25 protein-coding genes and 1 other annotated feature are annotated in these 26,113 nt (G+C 55.5%); of the genes, 10 read left to right on the top strand and 15 right to left on the bottom strand.

Translation table 11 applies throughout. The features are described from left to right. The first annotated feature begins 163 nt into the window (after positions 1–163). Positions 164–2,155 (top strand): cyclic di-GMP phosphodiesterase, encoded by a 1,992-nt coding sequence (pdeR, locus tag FND52_RS03485; protein WP_125294378.1) that lies wholly within the window; start codon positions 164–166, stop codon positions 2,153–2,155. On the opposite strand, the gene FND52_RS03480 is transcribed toward pdeR, so the two are convergent. Continuing rightward, the gene (locus FND52_RS03480) at positions 2,152–3,021 is read right to left on the bottom strand and encodes a crotonase/enoyl-CoA hydratase family protein (protein ID WP_144129334.1); all 870 of its coding nucleotides are present in this window, start codon (positions 3,019–3,021) and stop codon (positions 2,152–2,154) included. The two genes, pdeR and FND52_RS03480, sit on opposite strands and share 4 nt — an antisense overlap. A gap of 209 nt (positions 3,022–3,230) precedes the next feature. Between FND52_RS03480 and FND52_RS03475 the strand changes: the two genes are divergently transcribed. The 3 genes from FND52_RS03475 to osmB all read left to right on the top strand — a co-directional run bounded on the left by FND52_RS03475 (position 3,231) and on the right by osmB (position 4,818). Beyond that, positions 3,231–3,413 carry a YciZ family protein gene (locus FND52_RS03475; protein ID WP_125294376.1) on the top strand — a complete coding sequence of 61 codons (183 nt, stop codon included), beginning with the start codon at positions 3,231–3,233 and terminating at the stop codon, positions 3,411–3,413. 177 nt (positions 3,414–3,590) lie between these two features. Next, positions 3,591–4,349: a DNA-binding transcriptional regulator YciT gene (yciT, locus tag FND52_RS03470; RefSeq protein WP_125294375.1), complete on the top strand. Its 759-nt coding sequence runs from the start codon at positions 3,591–3,593 to the stop codon at positions 4,347–4,349. Between the two features lie 253 nt (positions 4,350–4,602). Next, a complete protein-coding gene (osmB, locus tag FND52_RS03465) occupies positions 4,603–4,818 on the top strand; it encodes an osmotically-inducible lipoprotein OsmB (RefSeq protein WP_002437354.1) in 216 nt (71 codons plus the stop codon). Positions 4,819–4,926: 108 nt separating this feature from the next. Here osmB and yciH read toward each other — a convergent pair whose 3' ends face one another. The 5 genes from yciH to pgpB all read right to left on the bottom strand — a co-directional run bounded on the left by yciH (position 4,927) and on the right by pgpB (position 8,560). Next, complete coding sequence (yciH, locus tag FND52_RS03460; RefSeq protein WP_144129332.1) at positions 4,927–5,253, bottom strand: stress response translation initiation inhibitor YciH; 327 nt, start codon at positions 5,251–5,253, stop codon at positions 4,927–4,929. After that, the gene (pyrF, locus tag FND52_RS03455; RefSeq protein WP_144129330.1) at positions 5,253–5,984 is read right to left on the bottom strand and encodes an orotidine-5'-phosphate decarboxylase; all 732 of its coding nucleotides are present in this window, start codon (positions 5,982–5,984) and stop codon (positions 5,253–5,255) included. The genes yciH and pyrF overlap by 1 nt, the downstream gene beginning before the upstream one ends. Before the next feature lie 182 nt (positions 5,985–6,166). Continuing rightward, a complete protein-coding gene (gene lapB, locus FND52_RS03450; protein ID WP_144129328.1) occupies positions 6,167–7,336 on the bottom strand; it encodes a lipopolysaccharide assembly protein LapB in 1,170 nt (389 codons plus the stop codon). A 4-nt stretch (positions 7,337–7,340) separates the two neighbouring features. Beyond that, positions 7,341–7,646 carry a LapA family protein gene (locus tag FND52_RS03445; RefSeq protein WP_125294371.1) on the bottom strand — a complete coding sequence of 102 codons (306 nt, stop codon included), beginning with the start codon at positions 7,644–7,646 and terminating at the stop codon, positions 7,341–7,343. A 152-nt stretch (positions 7,647–7,798) separates the two neighbouring features. Continuing rightward, positions 7,799–8,560: a phosphatidylglycerophosphatase B gene (gene pgpB / locus FND52_RS03440; RefSeq protein WP_144129326.1), complete on the bottom strand. Its 762-nt coding sequence runs from the start codon at positions 8,558–8,560 to the stop codon at positions 7,799–7,801. Positions 8,561–8,763: 203 nt separating this feature from the next. Here pgpB and ribA point away from each other — a divergent pair, with 203 nt between their 5' ends. Beyond that, positions 8,764–9,357 (top strand): GTP cyclohydrolase II, encoded by a 594-nt coding sequence (ribA, locus tag FND52_RS03435; RefSeq protein ID WP_144129324.1) that lies wholly within the window; start codon positions 8,764–8,766, stop codon positions 9,355–9,357. 46 nt (positions 9,358–9,403) lie between these two features. On the opposite strand, the gene acnA is transcribed toward ribA, so the two are convergent. The 5 genes from acnA to topA form a co-directional block, all read right to left on the bottom strand. Then, the gene (acnA, locus tag FND52_RS03430; RefSeq protein WP_144129323.1) at positions 9,404–12,079 is read right to left on the bottom strand and encodes an aconitate hydratase AcnA; all 2,676 of its coding nucleotides are present in this window, start codon (positions 12,077–12,079) and stop codon (positions 9,404–9,406) included. Between the two features lie 172 nt (positions 12,080–12,251). Continuing rightward, the gene (gene ymiC, locus FND52_RS22005) at positions 12,252–12,350 is read right to left on the bottom strand and encodes a small membrane protein YmiC (RefSeq protein WP_280114055.1); all 99 of its coding nucleotides are present in this window, start codon (positions 12,348–12,350) and stop codon (positions 12,252–12,254) included. A 272-nt stretch (positions 12,351–12,622) separates the two neighbouring features. Further along, the gene (locus FND52_RS03425; RefSeq protein WP_125294367.1) at positions 12,623–12,784 is read right to left on the bottom strand and encodes a YmiA family putative membrane protein; all 162 of its coding nucleotides are present in this window, start codon (positions 12,782–12,784) and stop codon (positions 12,623–12,625) included. 253 nt (positions 12,785–13,037) lie between these two features. Further along, positions 13,038–14,012, bottom strand: a complete 975-nt coding sequence (gene cysB, locus FND52_RS03420; protein ID WP_125294366.1) for an HTH-type transcriptional regulator CysB — start codon at positions 14,010–14,012, stop codon at positions 13,038–13,040. Between the two features lie 190 nt (positions 14,013–14,202). Continuing rightward, a complete protein-coding gene (gene topA, locus FND52_RS03415) occupies positions 14,203–16,809 on the bottom strand; it encodes a type I DNA topoisomerase (RefSeq protein WP_125294365.1) in 2,607 nt (868 codons plus the stop codon). A gap of 399 nt (positions 16,810–17,208) precedes the next feature. On the opposite strand from topA, the gene FND52_RS03410 reads away from it, so the two are divergent. Beyond that, positions 17,209–17,460: a YciN family protein gene (locus tag FND52_RS03410; RefSeq protein WP_125294364.1), complete on the top strand. Its 252-nt coding sequence runs from the start codon at positions 17,209–17,211 to the stop codon at positions 17,458–17,460. Between the two features lie 36 nt (positions 17,461–17,496). Here the strand turns inward: FND52_RS03410 and sohB are convergent, their stop codons facing one another. After that, a complete protein-coding gene (gene sohB / locus FND52_RS03405; protein ID WP_125294363.1) occupies positions 17,497–18,546 on the bottom strand; it encodes a protease SohB in 1,050 nt (349 codons plus the stop codon). A gap of 249 nt (positions 18,547–18,795) precedes the next feature. On the opposite strand from sohB, the gene FND52_RS03400 reads away from it, so the two are divergent. Together FND52_RS03400 and cobO are read left to right on the top strand one after the other, a co-directional pair. Next, positions 18,796–19,557, top strand: coding sequence for a YciK family oxidoreductase (locus FND52_RS03400; RefSeq protein ID WP_144129321.1), 762 nt, complete (start codon positions 18,796–18,798; stop codon positions 19,555–19,557). Continuing rightward, on the top strand, positions 19,554–20,144 hold the full coding sequence (gene cobO, locus FND52_RS03395; protein ID WP_144129319.1) for a cob(I)yrinic acid a,c-diamide adenosyltransferase: 591 nt from the start codon (positions 19,554–19,556) through the stop codon (positions 20,142–20,144). Before FND52_RS03400 ends, cobO begins: the two co-directional genes overlap by 4 nt. 53 nt (positions 20,145–20,197) lie before the next feature. Here cobO and rluB read toward each other — a convergent pair whose 3' ends face one another. From rluB to rnm, 3 genes are all read right to left on the bottom strand, one after another. After that, positions 20,198–21,082: a 23S rRNA pseudouridine(2605) synthase RluB gene (rluB, locus tag FND52_RS03390; RefSeq protein WP_125294360.1), complete on the bottom strand. Its 885-nt coding sequence runs from the start codon at positions 21,080–21,082 to the stop codon at positions 20,198–20,200. Positions 21,083–21,178: 96 nt separating this feature from the next. Further along, positions 21,179–21,799 carry an L-threonylcarbamoyladenylate synthase gene (locus FND52_RS03385; protein WP_125294359.1) on the bottom strand — a complete coding sequence of 207 codons (621 nt, stop codon included), beginning with the start codon at positions 21,797–21,799 and terminating at the stop codon, positions 21,179–21,181. Next, positions 21,796–22,701: an RNase RNM gene (gene rnm, locus FND52_RS03380; RefSeq protein WP_167509317.1), complete on the bottom strand. Its 906-nt coding sequence runs from the start codon at positions 22,699–22,701 to the stop codon at positions 21,796–21,798. The genes FND52_RS03385 and rnm overlap by 4 nt, the downstream gene beginning before the upstream one ends. Before the next feature lie 135 nt (positions 22,702–22,836). Beyond that, positions 22,837–22,931 (top strand) — a sequence feature (Trp leader region). Positions 22,932–22,953: 22 nt separating this feature from the next. On the opposite strand from rnm, the gene FND52_RS03375 reads away from it, so the two are divergent. Next, complete coding sequence (locus FND52_RS03375) at positions 22,954–24,516, top strand: anthranilate synthase component 1 (protein ID WP_144129317.1); 1,563 nt, start codon at positions 22,954–22,956, stop codon at positions 24,514–24,516. Then, on the top strand, positions 24,516–26,111 hold the full coding sequence (gene trpD, locus FND52_RS03370) for a bifunctional anthranilate synthase glutamate amidotransferase component TrpG/anthranilate phosphoribosyltransferase TrpD (RefSeq protein ID WP_125294356.1): 1,596 nt from the start codon (positions 24,516–24,518) through the stop codon (positions 26,109–26,111). Before FND52_RS03375 ends, trpD begins: the two co-directional genes overlap by 1 nt. Positions 26,112–26,113: the final 2 nt, after the last annotated feature.

The raw sequence follows: 26,113 nt of genomic DNA, 5'->3' as shown, positions 1-26,113 counted from the left end.
ACGATGAACTAAGCAGTTAGTGCTACACTTCACATTGCCACGATAAATCAATTAACTTCTGCAAAAACAAAATAATTACGTTCTAATCCTGCTTGCCAGTAACGCTTGATTTTCGTTATAAAATTCAGCGGTTGCGATTTTAAAACGGTGTTCAGGAGAACCCATGAAAGATGACCTGGAACAAAACTTGCTGTATCGCTATTTGGGAACGGCCAGCCCTTACTGGCGGCTGCCGCTGGATAGTAACGCATTGCAATTATCCGCAACGGAAAATGGCGACAGCAATCAGGTTATTAGCCTGACGCCGGAAGAAGCATTACAAATACGTGAAATGACGGTAATCACGTCCAGCGTCACTCTGAATGTTTCTTTTTTTGGCGTGACGATGCCATTACATTTAGTGGGCCGAAAAATTTCCCGCCGTGAATGGGCGGGTACCGCTTCCGCATGGAATGATACCCCTTCCGTCGCCCGGGATTTAGTCCAGGGGCTATCCTTCGCCGAACAGGTGGTCTCTGAAGCAAATTCAGTGATTGTTATTCTCGACAAGATGGGGAATATCCAGCGCTTTAATCGGCTGTGCGAAGAATATACCGGGCTCAAAGAGCACGAAGTTATCGGCCAGAACGTTTATAAATTATTTATGAGCCCGTCTGAAGCCGCGGCGTCCCGCCAGAATATATCCACATTCTTCCGCGACGGCAGTTCTTATGAAGTCGAGCGCTGGATAAAAACCCGCAAAGGACAACGGCTATTTTTATTCCGCAATAAATTTGTCCACAGCGGCAGCGGGAAAAATGAAATTTTCCTTATCTGTTCCGGCACCGATATTACCGAAGAGCGCCGCGCCCAGGAGCGCCTACGGGTATTAGCTAACACCGATACCGTCACCGGTTTACCCAACCGCAACGCCATTTATGAATTAATCACTGAAGCCATTACCCAGCGTGCCGAGACCCAGGTTGGCGTGGTGTATCTGGATTTGGATAATTTTAAAAAAGTGAATGATGCCTATGGGCATCTGTTCGGCGATCAGCTACTCCAGTCGGTTTCGCTGGCGATATTAAGCTGCCTCGAAGAGGGTCAGGTGCTGGCGCGGCTCGGCGGCGACGAGTTCATCGTGCTGGCCAACGACACGTCCCAGAGCGCGCTGGAGGCGATGGCGTCGCGCATTCTCACCCGTCTGAAGCAGCCGTTCCGCATCGGGCTTATCGAAGTCTATACCAGCTGTTCACTGGGCATCGCCCTGGCACCACAGCACGGTCTGGATCATGAGAGCGTGATCCGCAACGCTGATACCGCCATGTATACCGCCAAAGAAGGCGGGCGCGGCAAGTTTTGCGTATTTTCCCCTGAGATGAATCAACGGGTATTCGAGTATTTATGGCTCGATACCAACCTGCGCAAAGCCCTGGATAACGATCAGCTGGTTATCCACTATCAGCCGAAAATTACCTGGCGCGGCGAGGTGCGTAGCGTGGAAGCACTGGTGCGCTGGCAGTCGCCGGAGCGCGGTATGATCCAGCCGCAGGATTTTATCGCCTACGCGGAAGAATCAGGGCTGATTGTGCCACTTGGGCGCTGGGTTATGCTCGATGTGGTACGCCAGGTGGCAAAGTGGCGCGATAAAGGGATCAATCTGCGGGTGGCGGTTAACGTCTCGGCACGCCAGCTTGCCGATCAAACTATTTTTACCGATTTAAAACAGGCGCTGGGGGATCTGAATTTCGAATACTGCCCCATTGACGTGGAGCTAACCGAAAGCTGTTTAATCGAAAACGAAGAGCTGGCGCTGTCGGTGATCCAGCAATTCAGCAGCCTCGGGGCGCAAATTCACCTTGATGATTTCGGGACCGGGTATTCGTCGCTGTCGCAGCTGGCGCGTTTCCCTATTGACGCGATAAAACTCGACCAGACTTTTGTCAGCAATGTGCACAAGCAGTCGGTGTCGCAGTCACTGGTGCGCGCGATTGTAGCAGTGGCCCAGGCGTTGAATTTACAGGTAATTGCAGAGGGTGTGGAAAACGCAAAAGAAGACGCCTTTCTGACTAAGAACGGCGTCAATGAACGGCAAGGATTTTTATTTGCTAAACCAATGCCCGCTGCCGCACTCGAGCGCTGGCTTAAACGTTATCAAACCCGAATGATGCGTTAACTGGCTTTACGCAACGCGCTGGTGTTGTGGCGATTCTGCAACAGCACCAGCCGTTCCATATAGGCGATGTCCTTCGGCTCCAGACAAAAAGCCGCTTCCACCCAGTCCTCGGTAATATCCATCAATTCAGCACGCGGCAGCGTCATTACCCGCTGGCGGGCGCGCAGCATCGCGCGCACGCCGTTAAGCCGGGGTTGCAGCGTGTCGATAAAGGTCCGGGTAGCGATATAGCCGTGGCCCGGTTCGAATAACTCATCCACCAGGCCATTCTGCTGATGCCATTCGGCGGTGTGTGACTCGCCAGTAAAAATGAGATTCTCGGCAAGCCGCATCCCTGCCCGACGGGTCACCAGTGAATAACCGCCCATCCCGGGAAACAGATTAAACGCCACTTCCGGAAAACCGAGCCGGGCATCGCGCTGCGCCAGCACAAAATGATGCGCTAACGCCGCCTCAAACCCGCCGCCTAACGCGCTGCCTTCAACCATCGCAAGGCTAATCGCGCCGGTATCAAACCCTCTCGAGGCCGCATGTACGCAATCCACGCAGGCGCGTGCATAGGCGCGCAGCGCTTCACGCCTTCCGTTGCGAATGCAATCGACAAAAAAATGCAAATCGCCGCCTGCATTGTAGATGCCGGGAACCAGAGAACCGGTCACCCAGAAATCGACTTGATATTCACTTTTCTGCACCAGATACCCCAGGTTCATGATTTCTTCTATCAGGGCATGATTAAAGCAGGGACGCGGCTGCGCCCGCAGCATCATCCAGACGGTACGGCGTTCCTCCTCATAGTAAGCGCAGAGTTGCGTAAAACGTCCAGGATCGGTGAATAGTTTGCAGGTGGGGTGATTAAGAACTGTCATAGTCATTCCTCTTTTATGTGAATGCGGTAACCGCAGAGAAAGACTAATTCAACGCAATTACGTCGGTGAGTGATTGCGGTTATTTATAATTATTCTTTATGTTTTAGGATCAAATAATTGGTTAAGACCGGCGTAAAGCCCGCCTGAAGGCTTCTCTTTTGCAGCGCTTTTTAGCATCATGGTGGCTGCTTAATGAATAAGGACGCATCATGTCAACGCTCGACGCCAAAGCCCTCGCCCATCGAATCGACACCGTGCTGGATATTCTGGTGGCCGGTGATTACCACTCGGCCATTAATAATCTCGAAATTCTAAAAGCCGAATTACTGGCTCAGGACCAGGGACGCGACGATGAATTACCTTCTCAGCCCAAAGCGCCGTGGGAAATATAGTTGCTGCGATACTGTACCGCCTCAGGCGGTTTTGTAAGCAGCATATATTTTTAAAGTTGAATCGCTGCGCTTAAACGGTCACACTCACCTTTTCGCACTGCCGTTCAGCGTGTTATTGCATCACGCTGAACGGCAGGCTTCACTGATAGATGGCTTAGCCACGCTAAACTTGCTGATATGAATTCTCGACAACAAATTATTTTGCAAATGGTCATCGACCAGGGCCGTATGAGCGTCGCTGATTTAGCGAAAACCACCGGGGTTTCCGAAGTGACCATTCGCCAGGATCTGAACCTGCTGGAGAAGCACAGCTATTTACGCCGCATACACGGCTACGCCGTTCCGCTGGACAGCGACGATGTGGAAACGCGGATGCTGAATAACTATGCCCTGAAGCGTCGTCTGGCGGAATTCGCGGCTTCCCTGGTGAGCGATGGCGAAACGGTGTTCATTGAAAACGGCAGCAGCAACGCGTTACTGGCCCGCACGCTCGCCGAGCAGAAAAACGTCACCCTGATTACCGTTAGCGGATACATTGCCCATCTTCTTAAAGAAACGGACTGCGAAGTCATTTTGCTGGGCGGGATCTATCAGAAGAAAAGCGAAAGCATGGTCGGTCCTCTCACTCGCCAGTACGTGCGCCAGGTGCATTTCAGCAAGGCGTTTATTGGCATTGATGGTTGGCAGCCGGAAACCGGCTTTACCGGTCGCGATATGATGCGCACTGATGTGGTTAACGCCGTCCTTGAAAAAGGTGGCGAAGCAATTGTGCTAACCGACAGTTCTAAATTCGGCGCAGTGCATCCCTATACGCTCTGTCCGGCTAACAGTTTTAGCCGCGTCATCACCGATGACGGGATTAAAGCCGACGCCTTGCGCCACCTGCAAAAGACCGGGCTCGAGGTAAACCTGATCCCGCAATTCCCCGCCGCGTAATATTCAGGGCCAGCTGTTGTGCTGGCCCACGCTCTGAGACTATTCCCATCGTCCAATTAGGACTATTTACCTGTATCAATGTTACAAAGAATTTAAAATTACTGTAGCGATATCACAGGAAGTAACTATCACCTGCGTGATGTGAATGACCTGACGCAACCCCGTTTCACGGATCGACGTTTTATTTGGCAGAGAGCTTCTATACTTAAAGCGTGACTTCCTTCCGTGAATCAATTATTCAGGAGAAAGTATTATGACATTAAATTACAAAAAAGCCGCTGCTGCGATGCTCGCTGTTACCCTGGTTATGTCTCTTAGCGCATGTTCCAACTGGTCGAAACGCGACCGTAACACCGCTATCGGCGCGGGCGCTGGCGCTATTGGTGGTTCCGTACTGACTGATGGCAGCACCCTGGGTACATTAGGTGGCGCAGCTGTAGGTGGTATTATTGGTCACCAGGTTGACTGACAATAATGTCAGGAATAATGCTTTAACGTAAAGAACGAACGGTATTTGACGTTAGGCTATACAGCAGTCGAAATTAATGGCCACGGTTTTACCCGTGGCCATATTATTTTATCCGCCCGCCAGTTTGACTTTCATCCCTTTGGCTTCCAGCAGCGTTTTGATTAAATCGCGCTTATCGCCCTGAATTTCTATAATCCCGTCTTTTACCGCACCGCCGCAGCCGCATTTCTTTTTCAGCTCAGCCGCAATTTTATTCAGCGTCGCATCATCTTCGTCGATGCCGGTGATTAAACAGACGCCTTTCCCCTTGCGTCCGCTGGTCTGGCGCTGAATGCGCACAATGCCGTCACCTTTCAGGCGTTCAGGCTGCGCTTTTGGCTCATCAATGCGCCCGGTTTCGGTGGAGTAAACTAACCGGCTATTATCGTCTTTCATTACGCCTCCCGCAGGCTGGCCAGAATATCGCGCAGGGTTTGCGATGGGTTTTCCGACTGGGTTACCGGGCGGCCAATGACCATATAATCCACACCCGCCTGTTGCGCCAGCTGCGGCGTCATGATCCGGCGCTGATCGCCCGCCGCACTGCCCTCAGGACGGATGCCCGGCGTCACTAACTTGAATTCTTGACCCAGCGCCGATTTGAAGCGCACCGCTTCCTGCGCCGAACAAACCACGCCATCGAGGCCGCACTGCTGCGTCAGACGCGCCAGACGCTCGGCATGTTCCGCCGGAGAAAGCGTGATGCCGATATCCGCCAGATCGCTGGCCTCCATGCTGGTCAGCACGGTGACGGCAATCAGCAACGGCGCGTCCTGACCAAACGGCACCAGCGCCTCGCGCGCAGCCTGCATCATCCGCGCCCCGCCGCTGGCGTGAACGTTGACCATCCAGACGCCCAGGTCTGCCGCTGCCGCCACGGCTTTCGCCGCCGTATTGGGAATATCATGAAATTTAAGATCGAGGAACACGTCGAAGCCGCGGCTCTGGAGGTCATGCACCAGCTGCGGCCCAAAGCGGGTGAACATCTCTTTGCCGACTTTGAGCCGACAATCCTGCGGATTGATCTGATCGACAAAGGCCAGCGCTTTGTCGCGGTTATCGTAATCCAGGGCAACCACAATCGGTGAATCAGTCGCAGAACGGGAAGTGGAGGCAAGTAGCGTCATGACCAGACCTTCTGATAGGGGCACCGATAAGGCGCGAAACAATAAACGGCAAGCATTCTACCTGCGGAGCCTGAAAAATTACAGGCGCTTAGCGCCCTGCCGGACGAATAGAGGCAAGGTGTCACGTTGAGCCGCACCTGAATTTAATAGTATGTTGTAACTAAAGTGATAAATTAAAAAAATTATTGTCCATCCAGACCGCGAATCGGCTTAATGGTGGACCATGCCCGGCATGACGGGCAGTGCCAGTACAGCGTAAAGGCGGTAAAACCGCATTTCTGGCAGCGGTAGCGCGGTTTGGTGCGCATCTGCTCGCCGACCATATCGCGCAGCGCCAGCAGGCTCTCTTTGGCGCGCCCCTCTTCCGCTTCGTTGAGGTGATAATCCATCAGGCGATGGAATACGCGCATCGTAGGGTGGCGCTGTAACTGACGGGTGATATAGACCTGTGCCGCATCCGAGCCTTCACGCTGCTCCATCAGTTCAGCAAGCATTAATTCCGCCACCGCGCCGGTGTTTTCTTCTACGCAGCGTTTTAAAAACTCTGCCCATTCTTCGTGCTTGCCTAACTGCTGGTAGCAGGTTTGCAGCATCTCCAGGGTTTCCCCCACCAGCTCGCGGTCCTGCTCAATCACCTTAAGCAGCGACTCCATCGCTTTGGCATACTCCTGCTTAGTGATATAAATGCGGCCCATCATGATAGACACGCGCGCGCTGCTGCTGTCTGCGGCTGCGCCCTTTCTCAGCAGGCCGAGCGCTTTGTCCATGTCGTCACTGGCCATCAGCTGCAGCGCCAGCTCGCAATAGAAATGGGCAATCTCTACGCGATGGTTTTCTTTGCCCAGCTTCACCAGCCGTTCGGCCACGTCGATAGCTTTTTGCCAGTCGCTGGTCGCCTGATAGATTTGCAGAAGCTGCGAGAGCGCGCTGATGCGAAAGTCAGTTTCATCCACCAGCTGGCCAAACATCTCTTCCGCCCGGTCATACAGCCCGGCGGCCATGTAGTCGCGGCCCAGCTGCTGTACCGCAAGCAGGCGCTGTTCATAGGTCAGCGAGGCGCTTTCCATCAGGGTCTGGTGAATACGGATAGCCCGGTCTACCTCGCCGCGCGAGCGGAAAAGGTTACCGAGCGTCAGGTGCGCCTCAACGGTGCCGGTATCTTCTTTCAGCATCTCGAGGAACAGATCAACCGCCTTGTCCTGCTGATTGCTCAACAGAAAGTTAACCCCAGCGACGTAGTCCCGGGAAAGGCGGTTGGTTTCCTGATCCTTCGCCTGTTGTGCACTTCTGCGCCCCATATACCAGCCATAGGCGGCGGCAACAGGCAGCAACAGAAATAACAGTTCCAGCATCGAATCAGCCTTTTACCGCAGGTGCGGTAGACGGCGTGGTTTCAGGCAGCGGAGAGAGCTGATTTTCCAGGCGCTTAACTTTGCGTTCAGCCCGCGCCAGTTGCACGCGCACGCGCAGCCAGAACAGCCCGCAGATTAACCAGCCAATAATAAACCCCGTCGCGAAAAGCACGGCCAGCAGTGTAGAGATACGATATTCACCCTGAGCCAGCAGATAATTGAAGGTTACCTGTTGGTCGTTTTGCGCACCGAGTGTGACGGAAATGACAAATATCGCTAATACCAGTAAGAAAATGAGTAAATATTTCACATTACTTCCCGTTATGTGGTTTGAGCGAATAAATCGTGTTCAACTCTTTCTTGTAACGCTATAAATTAACATTTTATGGCTAATCGGGAAATGAGAATGCACTATCGCAAAAGGAATAAATGCGGGTGTAGCGCATTCTTTTCAAGCCAACGCTATTCATTTTCACGTTCAGCGATCTCTTTTTTCTCTTCCACCGGCGGCGTGAACGGCCCACATAATCGTTGAGCAACCCACACGGCCAGCGTAACCAGCAGCCAGGAGATCAGCGTGGCGACCACCAAATCGCGCGGCCAGTGCATACCCAACAGCATGCGGCTGGCCATCACGCCGCTGGCCCAGACTAACAGCACTGCCAGCGTAATGGTGCGCCGACGCGGCCATAATAACCCTACGCCGAGCAACGCCCAGCTGGCGGCAAACATGGTGTGGCCGGAAGGGAACGCAAAGCCCGTCTCTTTCTGCCAGTGTTTGCGTAACCAGCCTGGAATGTCCGCCTCGTTCTGCAACTGTTCTTTGACCAGATGCCCGCGCTCTTTACGCTTTAAATTGTAGAAGTCGTCTACCGGAACGTGGCGCGTTTTTTCAAGCCAGATCACAAAGGGCCGCGGTTCCTGAACGGAATCTTTGATCCAGGATTTTAGCCCCTGCCCCACCAGTATGGCCGCGCCTAAGATCAGAAACAGCATAACGGCTGCGCGCAGGCGGAAGCGCAAACACCATAAAAACCAGCCGCAGAGTAGCACATGCGTGATGATCCCCCAGGGTTGGGTAACGGTTTCGGTGATCCAGAACATGCCCTTCAGCCAGCTTGAGCCCGCAGTGGGTTCCCATTGCCAGCCGGAGATCCAAACCAGCAGCGGCATCACCAATAACAATCCCGCGCCAAAGGTAGTGCGCGTAGCAATCGACAGCATGACGTCTCCTTCATCTTAGTGTCACACAAGGATAACTGAAAATTTAACATTCACCCATTTACTGTCGGTTTTGTGCCTTTAACAATTGCGTGACCGGGCTCACAGTAGGCGAACGGCAGTGCATTGTGGCAAAATAGCGCCAATAACAGAAAGCCAAAATAGTGGCTGGCGTGAAAGCGCCGTATAACGATCCGGAGAATCACATGCAGCTTAAACGTGTGGCGGAAGCCAAACTGCCAACCCCGTGGGGCGATTTCCTGATGGTAGGCTTTGAGGAACTTGCTACCGGTCACGATCATGTCGCACTGGTGTTCGGCGATATCACTGGCGATGAGCCGGTACTGGCACGCGTACATTCCGAATGCTTAACCGGCGATGCGCTGTTCAGCCTGCGCTGCGATTGCGGGTTCCAGCTTGAAGCCGCCCTGTCCCACATTGCTGAAGAGGGCCGCGGCATCCTGATGTATCACCGTCAGGAAGGCCGAAATATTGGGTTGCTGAACAAAATCCGCGCTTACGCCTTGCAGGATCAGGGCTACGATACCGTTGAGGCCAACCACCAGCTCGGCTTTGCCGCTGACGAACGTGATTTCACCCTGTGCGCCGATATGTTCAAGCTGCTGGGCGTCAATGAGGTACGGTTGCTGACCAATAATCCACGTAAGGTGGAAATTCTCAGCGAGGCGGGGATCAATATCGTGGAACGCGTGCCGCTGATCGTGGGCCGCAACCCGAACAACGAACACTATCTGGATACTAAAGCCGCGAAAATGGGCCATCTGCTGTCCCGCGACTGAGTTATCCTGACGATCAAAAAGGCCTGCATTTGCAGGCCTTTTGCTTTTAGGTCAGCATATTGCGTATCACAAAGTGCAGGATGCCGTCGTTCTGGTAATAGGTCAGTTCATTGCCGGTATCGATACGGCAGCGGCAATCCACCACCTCTTTACTGCCATCGGCACGGGTAAGCGTCACCGGCACCGTCGCGCCCGGCGTCAGCGATTGCAGCCCGCTGATGTCGATCTGCTCTTCCCCGGTCAGGTTCAGCGTTTTACGCGTCACGCCCTGCGGGAACTCCAGCGGCAGGATGCCCATACCGATCAGGTTTGAACGGTGAATACGTTCAAAAGATTCGGCAATAACAACCCGAACGCCCAACAGGCGCGGGCCTTTGGCGGCCCAGTCGCGGCTGGAGCCGGACCCGTACTCTTTCCCGGCAATCACCGCCAACGGAGTGGATTTGGCCTGATAGGCCATCGCCGCGTCGTAAATCGACATGACTTCATCCCCCGGCAGTAAGCGGGTCATCCCGCCTTCCACGCCCGGCACCATTTCGTTACGGATGCGGATATTGGCAAAAGTGCCGCGCATCATCACTTCGTGGTTACCACGACGGGAGCCGTAGGAGTTGAAATCGCCCCGCTCTACCCCGTGGCTTTGCAGATAACGGCCTGCGGGGCTATCGGGCTTAATGCTGCCCGCCGGAGAGATATGGTCGGTGGTGACCGAATCACCCAGCATCGCCAGAATGCGCGCCTGGTGGATATCCTCAACCGGTTTCGGCTCTGCCAGCATCTCGTCGAAGAACGGCGACAGGCGGATATAGGTCGAGTCATCCTGCCAGCCGTAGGTATCGGAGCGTTCCACCTCAATGGATTTCCACTCGTCGGTGCCTTCGAACACTTCGGCATACTCTTTGCGGAACATGTCGGTGGAAACCTGCTCTACCGCCCGGGCAATCTCCTGAGATGACGGCCAGATATCCTTCAGATAGACCGGGTCGCCTTTTTTGTCATGGCCCAGCGGATCGGTCGCCAGGTTAACGTTCATATTGCCCGCCAGCGCATAGGCCACCACCAGCGGCGGTGAGGCCAGCCAGTTGGTTTTAACCAGCGGATGGATGCGGCCTTCAAAGTTACGGTTGCCGGAGAGCACCGCTCCCACGGTTAAATCGCCTTTTTTGATCGCCTGTTCGATAGGGTCCGGCAGCGGCCCGGAGTTACCGATACAGGTGGTACACCCGTAGCCCACCAGATTAAAGCCAAGTTCATCGAGGTAAGGCGTCAGCTTCGCCTGGGCCAGATAATCGGACACCACTTTCGAACCCGGAGCCAGCGAGGCTTTCACCCACGGCTGGCGTTTCAGTCCCAGCATGACCGCTTTTTTCGCCAGCAGACCGGCGGCCATCAGCACGCTGGGGTTGGAGGTGTTGGTACAGGAGGTGATCGCAGAAATCACCACCGCGCCGTCGGGCAGCTGATACTGCTGCCCGTTCATCACATAATCCACCGGTTCGCGGTCTTTCTGGCTGTGGTTCACTTCCAGCTCGTTGCTGGCGGCAAAGGCGGCGGGCACGTCTTTCAGCGCTACGCGATCCTGCGGGCGTTTCGGCCCGGCCAGGCTCGCCTGCACCTCTGCCATATCCAGCGCCAGCGTACTGGTAAACACCGGCTCATCGCCGGTATTGCGCCACATGCCCTGCGCTTTGGCATAGGCTTCCACCAGCGCCACCTGCTCTTCGCTGCGCCCGCTGAGGCGCATATAGTCCAGAGTTACGCCGTCAATCGGGAAAAACCCGCAGGTTGCGCCATATTCCGGTGCCATGTTGGCGATGGTCGCGCGGTCCGCCAGCGGCAAATCGTCCAGGCCGTCGCCGTAGAATTCAACAAATTTCCCTACAACGCCGTGTTTACGCAGCATCTGGGTCACCGTCAGCACCAGGTCAGTGGCGGTGATGCCTTCCTGTAATTTACCGGTGAGTTTGAAGCCCACCACGTCCGGGATCAGCATCGAGACCGGCTGGCCGAGCATGGCTGCCTCTGCCTCAATGCCGCCCACGCCCCAGCCCAGTACGCCGAGGCCGTTAATCATCGTGGTGTGGGAGTCGGTACCGACCAGGGTATCCGGATAGGCCACCATTTCGCCGTCCTGCAATTCGCTCCACACCGCTTTACCGAGATACTCCAGGTTCACCTGGTGGCAAATACCGGTGCCCGGCGGCACCACGCTGAAGCGGCTGAAAGCCTGCTGACCCCAGCGCAGAAACACATAGCGCTCGTGGTTGCGCTCCATCTCCAGACGCACGTTCTCTTCAAACGCATCGTCATCGCCGAAATGGTCCACCGTCACAGAGTGGTCGATAACCAGGTCCACCGGCGAGAGCGGGTTCACCTTCGAGACATCTCCCCCCAGGCGTTTCACCGCTTCACGCATTGCGGCGAGATCCACCACGGCGGGCACGCCGGTAAAGTCCTGCATCAGCACGCGCGCCGGGCGGTAGGCGATTTCCCGGTCGGCATGAGCGTTTTCCAGCCAGCCGGCCAGCGCCGCAATATCTTCATGGGTAACGGAATCTTCGTCCTGCCAGCGCAGCAGGTTCTCCAGCAGCACTTTTAACGACTTGGGCAAGCGCGAAATATCCCCAAGTTCCCTGGAAGCCAGCGGCAGACTGTAATAGTGGTAAGTTTTATCGAGTGCCTGCAGCGTATCCTTACTGGCTTCGCGTAGTGTCGACGACATATGCTCCTCCTTAATAGCTGAGATGCGATACCCTGACGATAATCAGGGTTTGTATTAAAGATAACACATACATGTCGTAACGTTTTGATAACAACCCAAATTGATAAATGGGTGTGCGTGCGGGAGGCAATCTGTTACAGGAAAACGCCCGAACTTTCGGGCGCTTGAGGGATTATTTGATCAAAAATAGCAGGCATTGTGCCCAGAACAGCAGAGAAACACCAAAAGCCGCAATCCAGGACCAGTATTTATAGTGAGAACGTTCACTCATGGGTTTTCACCAGAAGGATAATAAAATATTCACCGTCGAGATGCTCGACACCCATGCTGTGGGAAAGGGAAATAACGCGTTCTGGCATAAAGATTTGCCAAAAAATTTACTCGTTGTTATCAGGCTTTTCGTCTTGCGAAAATGACTCTATAAATGCCCGTTGTTGTTTGGTGAGATCCCAGGAGGCTGGAATAACAGGTGGCTTTTCCTTCCCCTGTTCACTGTCAGACTGATTAGCCTCGCCCGCTGCCCCTTTCGCTCCCGATACCATCTCAGCCCCAGACAGACCAGGCGATCACGCCCACTACGATCCAAAACAGGGCAGAAAGCGCGAATACCGCCAGCCAGGCTTTACGTTTAACGCCCGCATCCCGCTGCGGTTGATGACTCTCTGAAGGCATCGGAATCCTCATACCATCGACATTGCTTATCATTACTCACCAAACAATCGTCAAAATTAATCAATTGATGAGACAAATCCTAATTAAAAAGTGCTAAAAAATCCAGTGGATTTATGCATTGAGACAACGTGAATAATCAATCTTTTGACATCAAATAAATTATCGAAAGGCATTATTTGCGGACACGATAATTATTTTCTATTTTTGTCGCTCGCCAGAGACACAAAGCCCACGAATATTACGTGGGCTTTGTGCGTTTATTTTACTGTAGCCGCGTTGCCAGCAATTATTTAGCGGGCAGCTTAATGTCCTTAAACATCTCTTCAATGTCTTCATTAGAACGCAGCGAAACGGCGGTATCCACGACATCGCGGGTTAAATGCGGCGCGAAGCGCTGGATAAAGTCGTACATATAGCTTCTTAAGAATGTACTGCGGCGAAAACCGATTTTCGTGGTGCTGTGGCTGAAAATCTCATGGGCGTCCAGCCTCACCAGATCCGGGTCAGCGATGGGGTCTACCGCCATACTGGCAATCACGCCTACCCCTAACCCCAGGCGCACGTAGGTTTTGATCACGTCAGCGTCGGTCGCGGTAAACACGATGCGCGGCGTCAAGCCGGCGCGGTTAAAGGCGGTGTCCAGCTCCGAGCGCCCGGTAAAGCCGAAGGTGTACGTCACCAGCGGATATTGCGCCAGTTCTTCAATCGTCACCGACTCTTTCGACGCCAGCGGATGGTCCGGCGTGACGACAATCGAACGGTTCCAGTGATAGCAAGGCAACATGACTAAATCGTCATACAGGTGCAACGCTTCGGTGGCGATGGCAAAATCCGCGTTGCCTTTCGACACCGCTTCGGCGATTTGGTTGGGTGACCCCTGATGCATATGCAGGGAGACGCGCGGATAGCGCTCGATAAAGCCTTTAATCACGCCGGGTAAAGCATAACGCGCCTGGGTATGGGTAGTGGCGACATACAACGACCCTTTGTCTGGCCAGGTGTGCTCCCCGGCCACAGACTTGATGGCATCGACTTTCGACAGTACTTCCCGGGCGATGCGGATAATCTCCTGCCCGGCGGGCGTGACCTGGGTTAAATGCTTACCGCTACGGGCAAAAATTTGGATGCCTAATTCGTCCTCCAGCATGCGCACCTGCTTACTGATGCCGGGCTGGGACGTATACAGCCCTTCTGCTGTCGACGAGACATTAAGGTTGTGGTTGACCACCTCAACGATATAACGAAGCTGTTGTAATTTCATGGCAGGACCATCCGCGCTGCTCGCGCCTTCTGACGATGATTAAGACCGAATCAGTCTAAAAAAGAGGTTAACTATAACCACTATAACATTTATAGCTTCTGTGTATAGATGGTGAAAATAAATAATAACGCCGTAATAAACAAAAAGGGCCGGATTGCTCCGGCCCTTTTTTAGTTTCATTTACAGCAGGTTACTTACTGCCTTCGGCCCACTTGCCGTCAACGTAAAACGCGGACCAGCCGGTGGCTTTACCCGCTTTCTCTGAAGAGACGTACTGCTGTTTGGTCTTACGGCTGAACTTCACCACCGCCGGGTTGCCTTCAGGATCTTTCTGTGGGGCATCCGCCAGATAACGCAGTTTTTCCGGCAGGCGATCGCGGAAGCGGTACAGCTCTTCCACCAGCGGCGCACGGGTTTCACGCGATTTCGGGAAAGTATTGGCCGCCAGGAACACCCCAGCCGCACCGTCACGCAGCACGAAGTACGCATCGGATTTCTCGCACGGCAGCTCCGGCAGCGGAACCGGATCTTCCTTCGGCGGCGCAACGTCGCCGTTACGCAAAATCTTACGGGTGTTTTTACAGTCGTCGTTGGTACAGGCCATGTACTTACCGAAGCGGCCCATGCGTAGATGCATTTCCGAACCGCACTTCTCACACTCCACAATCGGGCCGTCATAGCCTTTGATGCGGAATTCACCCTCTTCGATTTCGTAACCATCGCAGGTCGGGTTGTTGCCGCAGACGTGGATTTTACGCTTCGGATCGATCAGGTAGCTGTCCATCGCAGTGCCGCATTTCTGGCAGCGGCGTTTGGCACGCAGCGCGTTGGTTTCGGCGTCATCGCCTTCCAGCACGTTGAGCACTTCGTTTTCCGGCACCAGATTGATGGTGGTTTTGCAGCGCTCTTTCGGCGACAGCGCATAGCCAGAACAGCCGAGGAAAACCCCGGTGCTGGCGGTGCGAATACCCATTTTGCGACCGCAGGTCGGGCAGTCGATGCTGGTCAATACCATCTGGTTCGGACGCATCCCGCCCTCTTCCGGATCTTTCTCCGCCGTATCTAACTGGCGGGTAAAATCACCGAAGAAGTCGTCGAGTACCGCTTTCCACTCCGCCTGATGATTGGCCACCTGGTCAAGGCTGCTTTCCATCTGAGCGGTAAAGTCGTAGTTCATCAGCTCGCGGAAGTTCTCTTCCAGACGATCGGTAACGATCTCGCCCATTTTCTCGGCGTAGAAACGGCGGTTTTCCACCCGCACGTAACCGCGATCCTGAATGGTGGAGATGATCGACGCGTAGGTAGACGGACGGCCGATACCGCGTTTTTCCAGCTCTTTCACCAGAGATGCTTCGCTAAAGCGCGCAGGCGGCTTGGTGAAGTGCTGCGCCGGGGTCAGTTCAACCAGGGACAACACATCGCCCGGCTCAACGGCTGGCAGCGTACGGTCTTCATCACCTTTGCGCAGCGCAGGCATCACTTTAGTCCAGCCGTCGAAGCGCAGGGTGCGGCCACGCGCCTTGAGGCGGAAATCGCCCGCTTCCACGGTCAGCGTGGTGGAATCGTATTGCGCCGGCGTCATCTGACAGGCCACAAACTGACGCCAGATCAGCTGATACAGTTTCTGCGCATCGCTTTCCATATCTTTCAGCACGTCAGCCACCACATTCACATCGGACGGACGAATGGCTTCGTGCGCTTCCTGCGAGTTGTCTTTGCTGGCGTACTGATTGGCCGACTCCGGCAGATATTTTTTGCCGAACTGGTCTTTAATATAGTCGCGCACCATGCTCACCGCGTCCTGGCTCAGGTTGGTGGAGTCGGTACGCATATAGGTGATGTAACCCGCTTCATACAGGCGCTGGGCCATCATCATGGTTTTCTTAACGCCAAAACCGAGGCGCGTGCTGGCGGCCTGTTGCAGCGTGGACGTGATAAACGGCGCGCCCGGTTTGCTGCTGGTCGGCTTATCTTCACGCTCCAACAGGGTGTAGCGCGCTTTTTCCAGCAGGCTTACCGCCGCCATGGTTTGATCGCGGTTTACCGGGCGGAACGGTTTATCGTTCTGGTGAGTGACTTCAACCTGTAGCGCATCGCCTTTCGGCGTGGTCAGCGCGGCATCCACTTCCCAGTATTCTTCCGGCACAAAGGCTTTGATTTCACGTTCGCGCTCGACAACCAGACGGACCGCAACGGACTGCACGCGTCCGGCAGACAGGCCGCGGGCGATTTTCTTCCACAGCAGCGGAGAGACCATATAGCCCACCACGCGGTCCATAAAACGGCGCGCCTGCTGAGCATTTACCCGGTCGATATTCAGTTCGCCCGGCTTTTCAAACGCCTGGCGAATCGCATTCTTAGTAATTTCGTTAAACACCACGCGGCTGTAGCGGGTGTCGTCGCCGCCGATCACTTCCCGCAGGTGCCATGCAATGGCTTCCCCTTCGCGGTCAAGGTCGGTTGCGAGATAGATGTGGTCGGCTTTTTCAGCCAACGATTTCAGTTCAGAGACAACTTTCTCTTTGCCCGGCAGCACTTCGTACTGTGCTTCCCAGTCATGCCACGGATCGACGCCCATGCGGTTAACTAACGCGCCGCGCTCGTCCTTTTTGACTTTTTTGCCGGTTTTGGCCGTTTTGGTGGAGGCAGAGTCAGCGCTCTTTTTCTGGGTTGATCCGCTGGTCGGCAAATCACGGATATGACCGACGCTGGATTTCACCACGTAGTCATTGCCGAGATACTTGTTAATCGTTTTGGCTTTTGCCGGGGACTCAACGATAACGAGAGCTTTACCCATATTCACCTTTACCTGGTTGATTCTTCCAAATGACGTCGCACGATAACTCACTTTATCGGGCCATACGCCAGGATATATTGCGATAGCCGTAAAGGAATTCAACCCTGCTTCATTTACCGGTGCGATGGAACGCACTTTTCAGGTGCCTGAGAAAGCAGGTTTTTCGCGCCATGACGACACAACACGACGAAAGTCTGGTCGAATGTCAAGCAATTCTGTTGCCAGATTTGCGAAAGCGTCACACTCTACCTGATAAAATTCGTTACGCAACTTTATTAGCATGCCTTGCTGCTGAGCGCCAACTTGTCAGTGCAGATAAATCCACACTCTCATTCCGGGAAAATTTGCACCCGACGTCAGGCGCGGCGTACACTACGCGCAGTTTTGAAGGAGTAAACTATGCAACAGACGATTCAACCGATAGACAAAAAAACACTGCTTGAAAAAGCCAATGCATTAATTGTCGAACATGAAGATTACATCGCGGGCATCATTGCCACCGACGTCGAGCAGAAAAACGGCGTGCTGGTCTTCAGGGGCGAATACTTCCTGGACGAGCAAGGCCTGCCGACGCCGAAAAGCACGGCGGTATTCAACATGTTTAAATACCTCGCCCACGAACTGTCTGAAAAGTACCGTTTGCAGGATTAAAAAAGAGGCCAGTTGGCCTCTTTCTCGTTTTCAGGATTACAGCAGCGGCTTTTCGCCGCGCTGCCACCAGCGCATCATCAGACGATCGGCGCTTTCTGCCGCACTGCCTGTGAAACGGTCCATCATCTTTTTACGCCGCAGATAGCGCACGCCTACCACTTCACGCTGCTTCATTTTATCCAGAATCAGATCGTCGCTGGTGCTGATGGCGTCAACCAGGCCTTTCTCTTTCGCCTGAACGCCGTACCAGTGTTCACCCGTCGCCACTTCATCAATATTCAGGCTGGGACGCATCTCTTTAACAAAGCTCTTGAACAGCAGATGCGTGTCGTTGAGATCTTCGCGGAATTTCTCGCGCCCTTCCTCGGTGTTTTCACCAAACAGCGTCAGAGTGCGCTTATATTGCCCGGCGGTATGTAGCTCCACGTCGATGTCATTACGCTTGAGCAGGCGGTTAAAGTTGGGGATCTGCGCCACCACGCCGATCGAGCCGACAATGGCAAACGGTGCCGCCACGATATGGCTGGCGACGCAGGCCATCATATAACCGCCACTGGCCGCGACTTTATCTACCGCCACCGTTAACGGAATGCCGCGTTCGCGCAGGCGCTGGAGCTGCGATGCCGCCAGACCGTAACCGTGCACCACGCCGCCAGGGCTTTCGAGGCGCACCAGCACCTCATCCTGCGGCGTCGCGACCGCCAGCACCGCCGTCACTTCTTCACGCAACGAGGCCACTTCATGGGCGTCCATACTGCCTTTGAAATCGATCACGTAGAGTCTGGCGCGGCCATCCGCTGCCGGTTTACCCTGTTTCGCCAGTGCTTTCGCCGCTTTGGCTTCCTGCTTGTGCTTTTTCTTCTGGGCCTTATGCCACAGTTTTTGCTGATGGGGATCGAGCAGCGACACCGCCATCTCTTCCTGCATTTCTTTATATTGCTCGCTCAAACGGGTAACGCGCAGTTCCCCGCGCTGCTGTTTCCTGCGCTGGGCAACATTAACGATAATGGCTGCAATAATCGCAATCGCGATCACAACCGTGGCGATTTTGGCTAAAAACAACCCATATTCAGAAAGTAGATCCACAACATCCGCCTTGATATTACGTCCAAAAGTTAGCTTCAGTGTACCGACTCAAGCCCAATCAGTCTCGTATGACATGTTTATCGTGGAATCTATCCCGTAATTTTCTGCCATGATGAATTATTTCAAAATGTTAACTTGCGGCTAACGGGGCGGATGGCCGATTGAAATAGCGGGCGGAATCAGGCATAACACGTTAAATCTCTGTGAAAAGACTGTTTCGCACGCTAACTGCCCGCTCAGGAGTGATTTGTGCACTATCAACCACAACGCGATTTGCTGCAAAACCGCATAATTCTTGTCACCGGCGCCAGCGACGGCATTGGCCGCGAAGCGGCGATGACCTATGCCCGATACGGTGCCGACGTGGTCCTGCTGGGCCGCAACGAGCAAAAACTGCGCGATGTCGCGCACGCGATCCATCAGCAAGGCTATTCGCAGCCGCGCTGGTTCATTTTGGATTTTTCCAGCGCCACGCCTCAGCAATGCCAGGAGCTGGCGGACCACATCGCCGCCGAGGTTCCCCGGCTCGACGGCGTGTTGCATAACGCGGGCGCGCTCGGCGAAGTGTGCCCGATGATCGAACAAACGCCGGAGAGCTGGCTGGACGTAATGCAGGTGAACGTGAATGCCACCTTCTTTCTGACCCAGGCGCTGATCCCGCTGCTGTTGAAATCCGATTCGGGCTCGCTGGTGTTTACCTCCTCAAGCGTGGGCCGTCAGGGACGCGCCGGCTGGGGCGCTTACGCGGTGTCGAAATTCGCTACCGAAGGCATGATGCAGGTGCTGGCGGAAGAGTATGTTCATCGCAATCTGCGGGTAAACTGCATCAACCCCGGCGGCACCCGCACCGCGATGCGCGCCAACGCGTTTCCTTCGGAAGATCCCAATAAACTCAAGACACCGCGCGATTTAATGCCGCTCTATTTGTGGCTGATGGGCGACGACAGCCGTCGCAAAACCGGCATGACCTTTGATGCCCAACCCAACCGAAAACCAGGAATTTCTGAATGAGCGACGATCGTTACCAGCAGCGCCAGCAGCGTGTTAAAGAGAAAGTGGATGCCCGCATCGCCAGCGCCCAGCAAGAGCGCGGCATACTGATGGTGTTTACCGGCAACGGCAAAGGCAAGACCACCGCCGCCTTCGGCACCGTTACCCGCGCCGTGGGACACGGTAAAAAAGCCGGTGTGGTGCAGTTTATTAAAGGCACCTGGCCCAACGGCGAGCGTAACCTGCTGGAGCCGCACGGCGTGGAGTTCCAGACCATGGCGACCGGCTTTACCTGGGAGACGCAAAACCGCGAATCCGATACTGCTGCCTGCCTCTCTGCCTGGCAGCACGCCGAGCGGATGCTGCGCGATGCATCGCTGGATTTGGTGGTGCTGGATGAGCTGACCTACATGGTGGCCTACGACTATCTGCCGCTGGAGGTCGTGCTGGAGGCGTTAAACCATCGCCCGGAACAGCAAACGGTGATTATTACCGGACGCGGCTGCCATCGCGATATTCTGGAGATTGCCGATACGGTAAGCGAGTTACGTCCGGTGAAGCACGCCTTTGACGCGGGCGTAAAGGCTCAGATGGGGATTGATTACTGATCTTCAGACACAAAAAAGGTCGCATTTCGCGACCTTTTCTGGAGTCAAAGCGATTATCTTTCGCGGGTTTTCTTCACCGCCGGGCCGCTGCTGCGACGCGCGGTAGTCTGGCCATGACGCTTCACTGCACGACGGATCTGGTTCGCCTTCATGCGACGACGATCTTTTTCCACCGCCACTTTGCTGCTGGTTTCAGCAGGCAGGCCCACCAGCTCACGCAGGTAGTTGGTTTGTGCTAAATCCAGCTCGGTATAGCCGCCGCGCGGCAGGCCTTTCGGCAGCGGGATGTCGCCGTAACGGACGCGGATCAGACGGCTCACCTGCACGCCTACCGCTTCCCATAAACGACGCACTTCGCGGTTGCGCCCTTCGGTCAGGGTGACGTTGTACCACTGGTTAATACCTTCGCCGCCGGTGAATTTAATGGTTTTAAACGCCGCCGGACCATCTTCGAGCTGGACGCCGCGCGCCAGGTCGTTAACTTTGCTGTCTTCAACCTGACCAAACACGCGCACCGCGTATTCACGTTCCACTTCACGGCTTGGGTGCATCAGGCGGTTAGCCAGTTCACCGTCGGTAGTGAACAGCAACAGGCCGCAGGTATTGACATCCAGACGACCAACCGCAATCCAGCGCGCGCCGCGCAGTTTCGGCAAACGGTCAAACACCGTTGGGCGGCCTTCCGGATCGTTACGGGTGCACAGCTCGCCTTCCGGCTTGTAATACGCCAGCACGCGGCAAATCTGCTCGGCGGATTCTTTAATCGAAATCAGGTGGCCATCGATACGAATTTTCAGCGCACTGTTTACTTCAACGCGATCGCCCAGGGTGGCAATTTTGCCATCAACGCTGACGCGACCGGCGGAGATCATGGTTTCGAGTTCGCGGCGCGAACCGTGACCGGCGCGGGCCAATACTTTTTGTAGCTTCTCGCTCATAGAGCTTCCTTAAGATGTCGCCTTCCCAGGCGTCGAATGGGGAAGGCGGCAGTGACCCGCCGCCTTTAAGGCCGCGTAGTATAGCGGCTCAGGGCATTACAGGAAAGGCTTAACGTCGCCAACCCCTTCACGCACCACCACTGGCGAATCGTCGGTTAAATCAATCACCGTGGTGGGCTGCTGGCCCAGATAGCCGCCATGAATAATCAAATCGACCACTTTCTCCAGCCGGTTTTTGATCTCTTCCGGATCGGATTCGGTAAATTCGCTGCCCGGCAGCATCAGCGAGGTGGACAGCATCGGCTCGTTCAGCGTTTCCAGCAGGGCCAGCGCAATCGGGTTCGACGGCACGCGCAGGCCAATGGTTTTACGCTTTTCCTGTAGCAAACGGCGCGGTACGTCTTTGGTGCCTTTGAGAATGAAGGTGTAGTTGCCTGGGGTGTTGTTTTTGATCAGGCGAAACGCCACGTTATCGACAAACGCATAGGTCGACAGTTCCGACAGATCGCGGCACATCAGGGTAAAGTTGTGGCCGTTCGGCAGTTGACGAATACGGCAAATGCGCTCCATCGCGCCCTTATCTTCCAGCTTACAGCCCAACGCATAGCCGGAATCGGTCGGGTAAACAATCACCCCGCCTTTACGCACAATGTCCACGGCCTGGTTGATCAGTCGCGGCTGTGGGTTATCCGGATGAATATAAAAAAACTGACTCATACTGCCCTCTCTTTACTCGATTCTGGCGCGTCCCAGCGCTGCCAGACAGGCTGAAGGCCGTCGGGAAGCCAGAGTTTGCGGCCCAGCTCGATCCACGGGCAAGGCTGATGAAAATCCGATCCCTGTGACGCCAACAGTCCGAATTGGGTTGCGTAAGCGGCAAGTTTTGCCCGCTCGTCGGGCGCTTGCTGGCACTGCGCCACTTCCATGGCATCGCCGCCCTGTTCGGCAAAATGCCCCAGCAAACGCTTAAGCCACTTCGCCGACAGCCGGTAACGCCCCGGATGGGCCACCACCGCCAGACCGCCAGAATGGTGAATCACATCAATAGCTTGTTTTATTGTACACCACTGCGGCGGCACATAACCGGTTTTCCCACGCGCTAAATAGTGTTTAAACACGTCAGCCATCGAATTAGCGCGCCCGTCTTCGATCAAAAATTTAGCAAAATGGCCGCGGGTAACCGTCCCGCCGTCAGCCAGACGCAGCGCCCCTTCCCACGCGCCGGGAATGCGCGCCTTCTCCAGCCGCTCGGCGATTGTTTCAGCCCGGCGATTGCGGCGAGCGTGCTGTTCACCCAGAAATTCAATTAATGCCGGATGCGCAATATCAATGCCCAGCCCAACGATATGGATCTCATGATTTTCCCACAGCGTGGAAATTTCCGTACCGTTGATCAGTTGCAGCGGCAGCTGCTGTCGGGCGATTTCCCGATGCGCGGCGGGCAAACCTGCGGTAGAGTCATGATCGGTAATGGCGAGAGTCGTCACGCCCATCTCAACGGCGCGATGCACCAGTTGTTCCGGCGTGAGTGCGCCATCAGAGGCGACCGTATGGCTGTGTAAATCATAAATCACAGCATTCGAAGATGGATTCAAAAACAGCTCCAGCACATGTGGCATAGCATTCGGGCGTCTATCATAACGATTATCAATGATTTTCTAAAATCGGGGTTGACTTTACGCGCCTGAACCAGTTAACTAGTACGCAAGTTCACACAAGACAGGTATCTGAAGATGAAAGCAAACATGATTGTTAACCGCTGGTGGCGCACTTCCTGACTCAGGGCAGTGAATCCACTGTGCGTCACGCACACCAGATACCCGGCCCGCCATCAAGCGGGCTTTTTTTTGAACAGAATAATGAGAACCGATATGCAAACCCAGAAACCCGCGTTGCAACTCCAGGCTTACGAAGCCGCCTATCGCGATAACCCAACCGCGCTGTTTCATCAATTGTGCGCCTCGCGCCCTGCCACGCTGTTGCTGGAGTCGGCGGATATTGACAGCAAAGACTCGTTAAAGAGCCTGCTGCTGGTAGACTGCGCGCTGCGCATTACCGCGCTGGGTGACACTGTCACTATTGACGCACTGACCGCTAACGGCGCGGCGCTGCTGGATTTACTGGATACGGCGCTGCCTGCCGGGATCGACAATCAAATCTTGCCTCAGGGGCGCGTGCTGCGCTTCCCGCCGGTCAGCGCGCTGCTGGATGAAGACGCGCGCCTGTGTTCGCTGTCGGTGTTTGATACCTTCCGCCTGTTGCAGGATCTGGTCAGCGTCCCGGCGGATGAACGTGAAGCCATGTTCTTCGGCGGGCTGTTTGCTTATGACCTGGTGGCCGGTTTCGAAGAGCTGCCTGCGGTTGAGCAGCATAACCGCTGCCCGGACTACTGCTTCTATCTGGCGGAAACCCTGCTGGTTATCGACCACCAGAAAAAGCACATTCGCATTCAAACCAGTCAGTTCACGCCGTCGGACAGCGAAGCGCGGCGTCTGGACCAGCGTATTGACGAGATCGCACTTCAGCTTACCCAGCCTGCTCAGCCGCTGCCGGTGGAAACCGTGCCGGCCATGCGCTGCGAGTGCAATCAGAGCGATGAAGAGTACAGCGCCGTGGTGCGCGAGATGCAAAAAGCCATTCGCGCCGGGGAAATTTTCCAGGTTGTGCCGTCGCGCCGCTTTACGCTGCCCTGCCCATCGCCGCTGGCGGCCTATGAAACGTTAAAGAACAGCAACCCCAGCCCGTATATGTTTTTTATGCAGGATAACGACTTCACGCTGTTTGGCGCATCGCCGGAAAGCTCGCTGAAATATGACGCCGATTCACGCCAGATTGAAATCTACCCGATTGCCGGGACCCGCCCGCGCGGCCGTCGCGCCGACGGTTCGCTGGACCGCGACCTGGACAGCCGCATCGAGCTGGAAATGCGCACCGACCATAAAGAGCTGTCCGAGCATCTGATGCTGGTGGACCTGGCGCGTAACGATCTGGCGCGCATCTGCACGCCGGGCAGCCGCTACGTGGCGGATTTAACCAAGGTCGACCGCTACTCCTTCGTGATGCATCTGGTGTCACGAGTGGTGGGCGAACTGCGCCAGGATCTGGATGTGCTGCACGCCTATCGCGCCTGCATGAATATGGGCACCCTGAGCGGTGCGCCGAAAGTCCGCGCCATGCAACTTATCGCCGCAGCAGAAGGCTCGCGGCGCGGCAGCTACGGCGGCGCGGTGGGTTACTTCACCGCCCACGGCGATCTGGATACCTGCATTGTGATTCGTTCGGCCTATGTCGAGGACGGCATCGCCACCGTCCAGGCGGGCGCGGGCGTGGTGCTCGACTCGGTGCCGCAATCTGAAGCGGATGAAACACGCAATAAAGCTCGCGCGGTGTTGCGCGCAATCGCCACGGCACACCACGCACAGGAGACGTTCTGATGGCCGACATTCTGCTGCTCGATAATATCGACTCATTTACCTATAACCTGGCCGATCAGCTGCGTGCCAGCGGGCACAACGTGGTGATTTACCGTAATCATGTCCCGGCGCAGACCTTAATCGACCGTCTGGCGACCATGAAGAACCCGGTGCTGATGCTATCGCCCGGTCCGGGCACGCCGTCTGAAGCGGGCTGTATGCCGGAGTTGCTGACCCGGATGCGCGGCAAGCTGCCGATTATCGGCATCTGCCTGGGGCATCAGGCGATTGTCGAAGCCTACGGCGGCTACGTGGGCCAGGCCGGGGAAATCCTGCACGGCAAAGCCTCTAACATCACCCACGATGGCGAAGCCATGTTCGCCGGGCTGCAAAATCCGCTGCCGGTGGCGCGCTACCATTCACTGGTGGGCAGCAACGTTCCGGCGGGTTTGACCATCAACGCCCACTTCAACGGGATGGTGATGGGCGTGCGCCACGATGCGGATCGCGTAGTGGGCTTCCAGTTCCATCCGGAATCGATTCTTACCAGCCAGGGCGCGCGCCTGCTGGAGCAAACCCTCGCCTGGGCACTGAAATCGCTGGAAGAGAAAAATACCATCCAGCCGATCCTCGACAAGCTGTATCAGGCGCAGACCCTGAGCCGCGAAGAGAGCCACCAGCTGTTCTCCGCGATTGTGCGCGGTGAGCTGAAGCCGGAACAGCTGGCGGCGGCGTTGGTCAGCATTAAAGTGCGCGGCGAGCACCCCAATGAGATCGCCGGGGCCGCCACGGCGCTGTTAGAGAACGCCGCGCCCTTCCCGCGTCCGGAATACCTGTTTGCCGATATCGTGGGTACCGGCGGCGACGGCAGCAACAGCATTAACATCTCAACCGCCAGCGCGTTTGTGGCGGCGGCGGTCGGGCTGAAAGTGGCGAAGCACGGTAACCGCAGCGTCTCAAGCCGTTCCGGTTCGTCGGATCTACTGGCGGCGTTTGGCATCAATCTGGATATGAATGCCGACGCGTCCCGCCAGGCGCTGGATGAACTGGGCGTTTGCTTCCTGTTCGCGCCGAAATATCACACCGGCTTTCGTCACGCCATGCCGGTCCGCCAGCAGCTGAAAACCCGCACCCTGTTTAACGTGCTGGGGCCGCTGATTAACCCGGCGCATCCGCCGCTGGCGCTGATTGGCGTGTACAGCCCGGAGCTGGTGCTGCCGATTGCCGAAACCCTGCGTGTGCTGGGCTATCAGCGCGCCGCCGTGGTGCACAGCGGCGGGATGGATGAAGTGTCGCTGCATGCCCCGACCTTAGTGGCAGAGCTGCATAACGGCGAAATCAAAAGCTATCAGCTCACCGCCGATGACTTTGGCCTGACGCCCTATCATCAGGACGCGCTGCTGGGCGGCACGCCGGAAGAAAACCGTGACATTCTGACCCGCCTGTTACAAGGTAAAGGCGAGAGCGCTCATGAGGCCGCCGTCGCCGCTAACGTCGCTATGCTGCTGCGTTTGCACGGCGAAGAGGATCTCAGAGTGAACGCTCAACGGGTTATCGAGGTGCTGCGCAGTGGTGCCGCTTACGATCGTGTTACCGCATTGGCAGCGAGAGGATAAAT

It is taken from the genome of Atlantibacter subterraneus, from assembly GCF_007570865.1.
GTDB classification, from domain to species: Bacteria; Pseudomonadota; Gammaproteobacteria; order Enterobacterales; family Enterobacteriaceae; genus Atlantibacter; species Atlantibacter subterraneus.
This window is presented reverse-complemented; position numbering and strand designations above follow the sequence as displayed.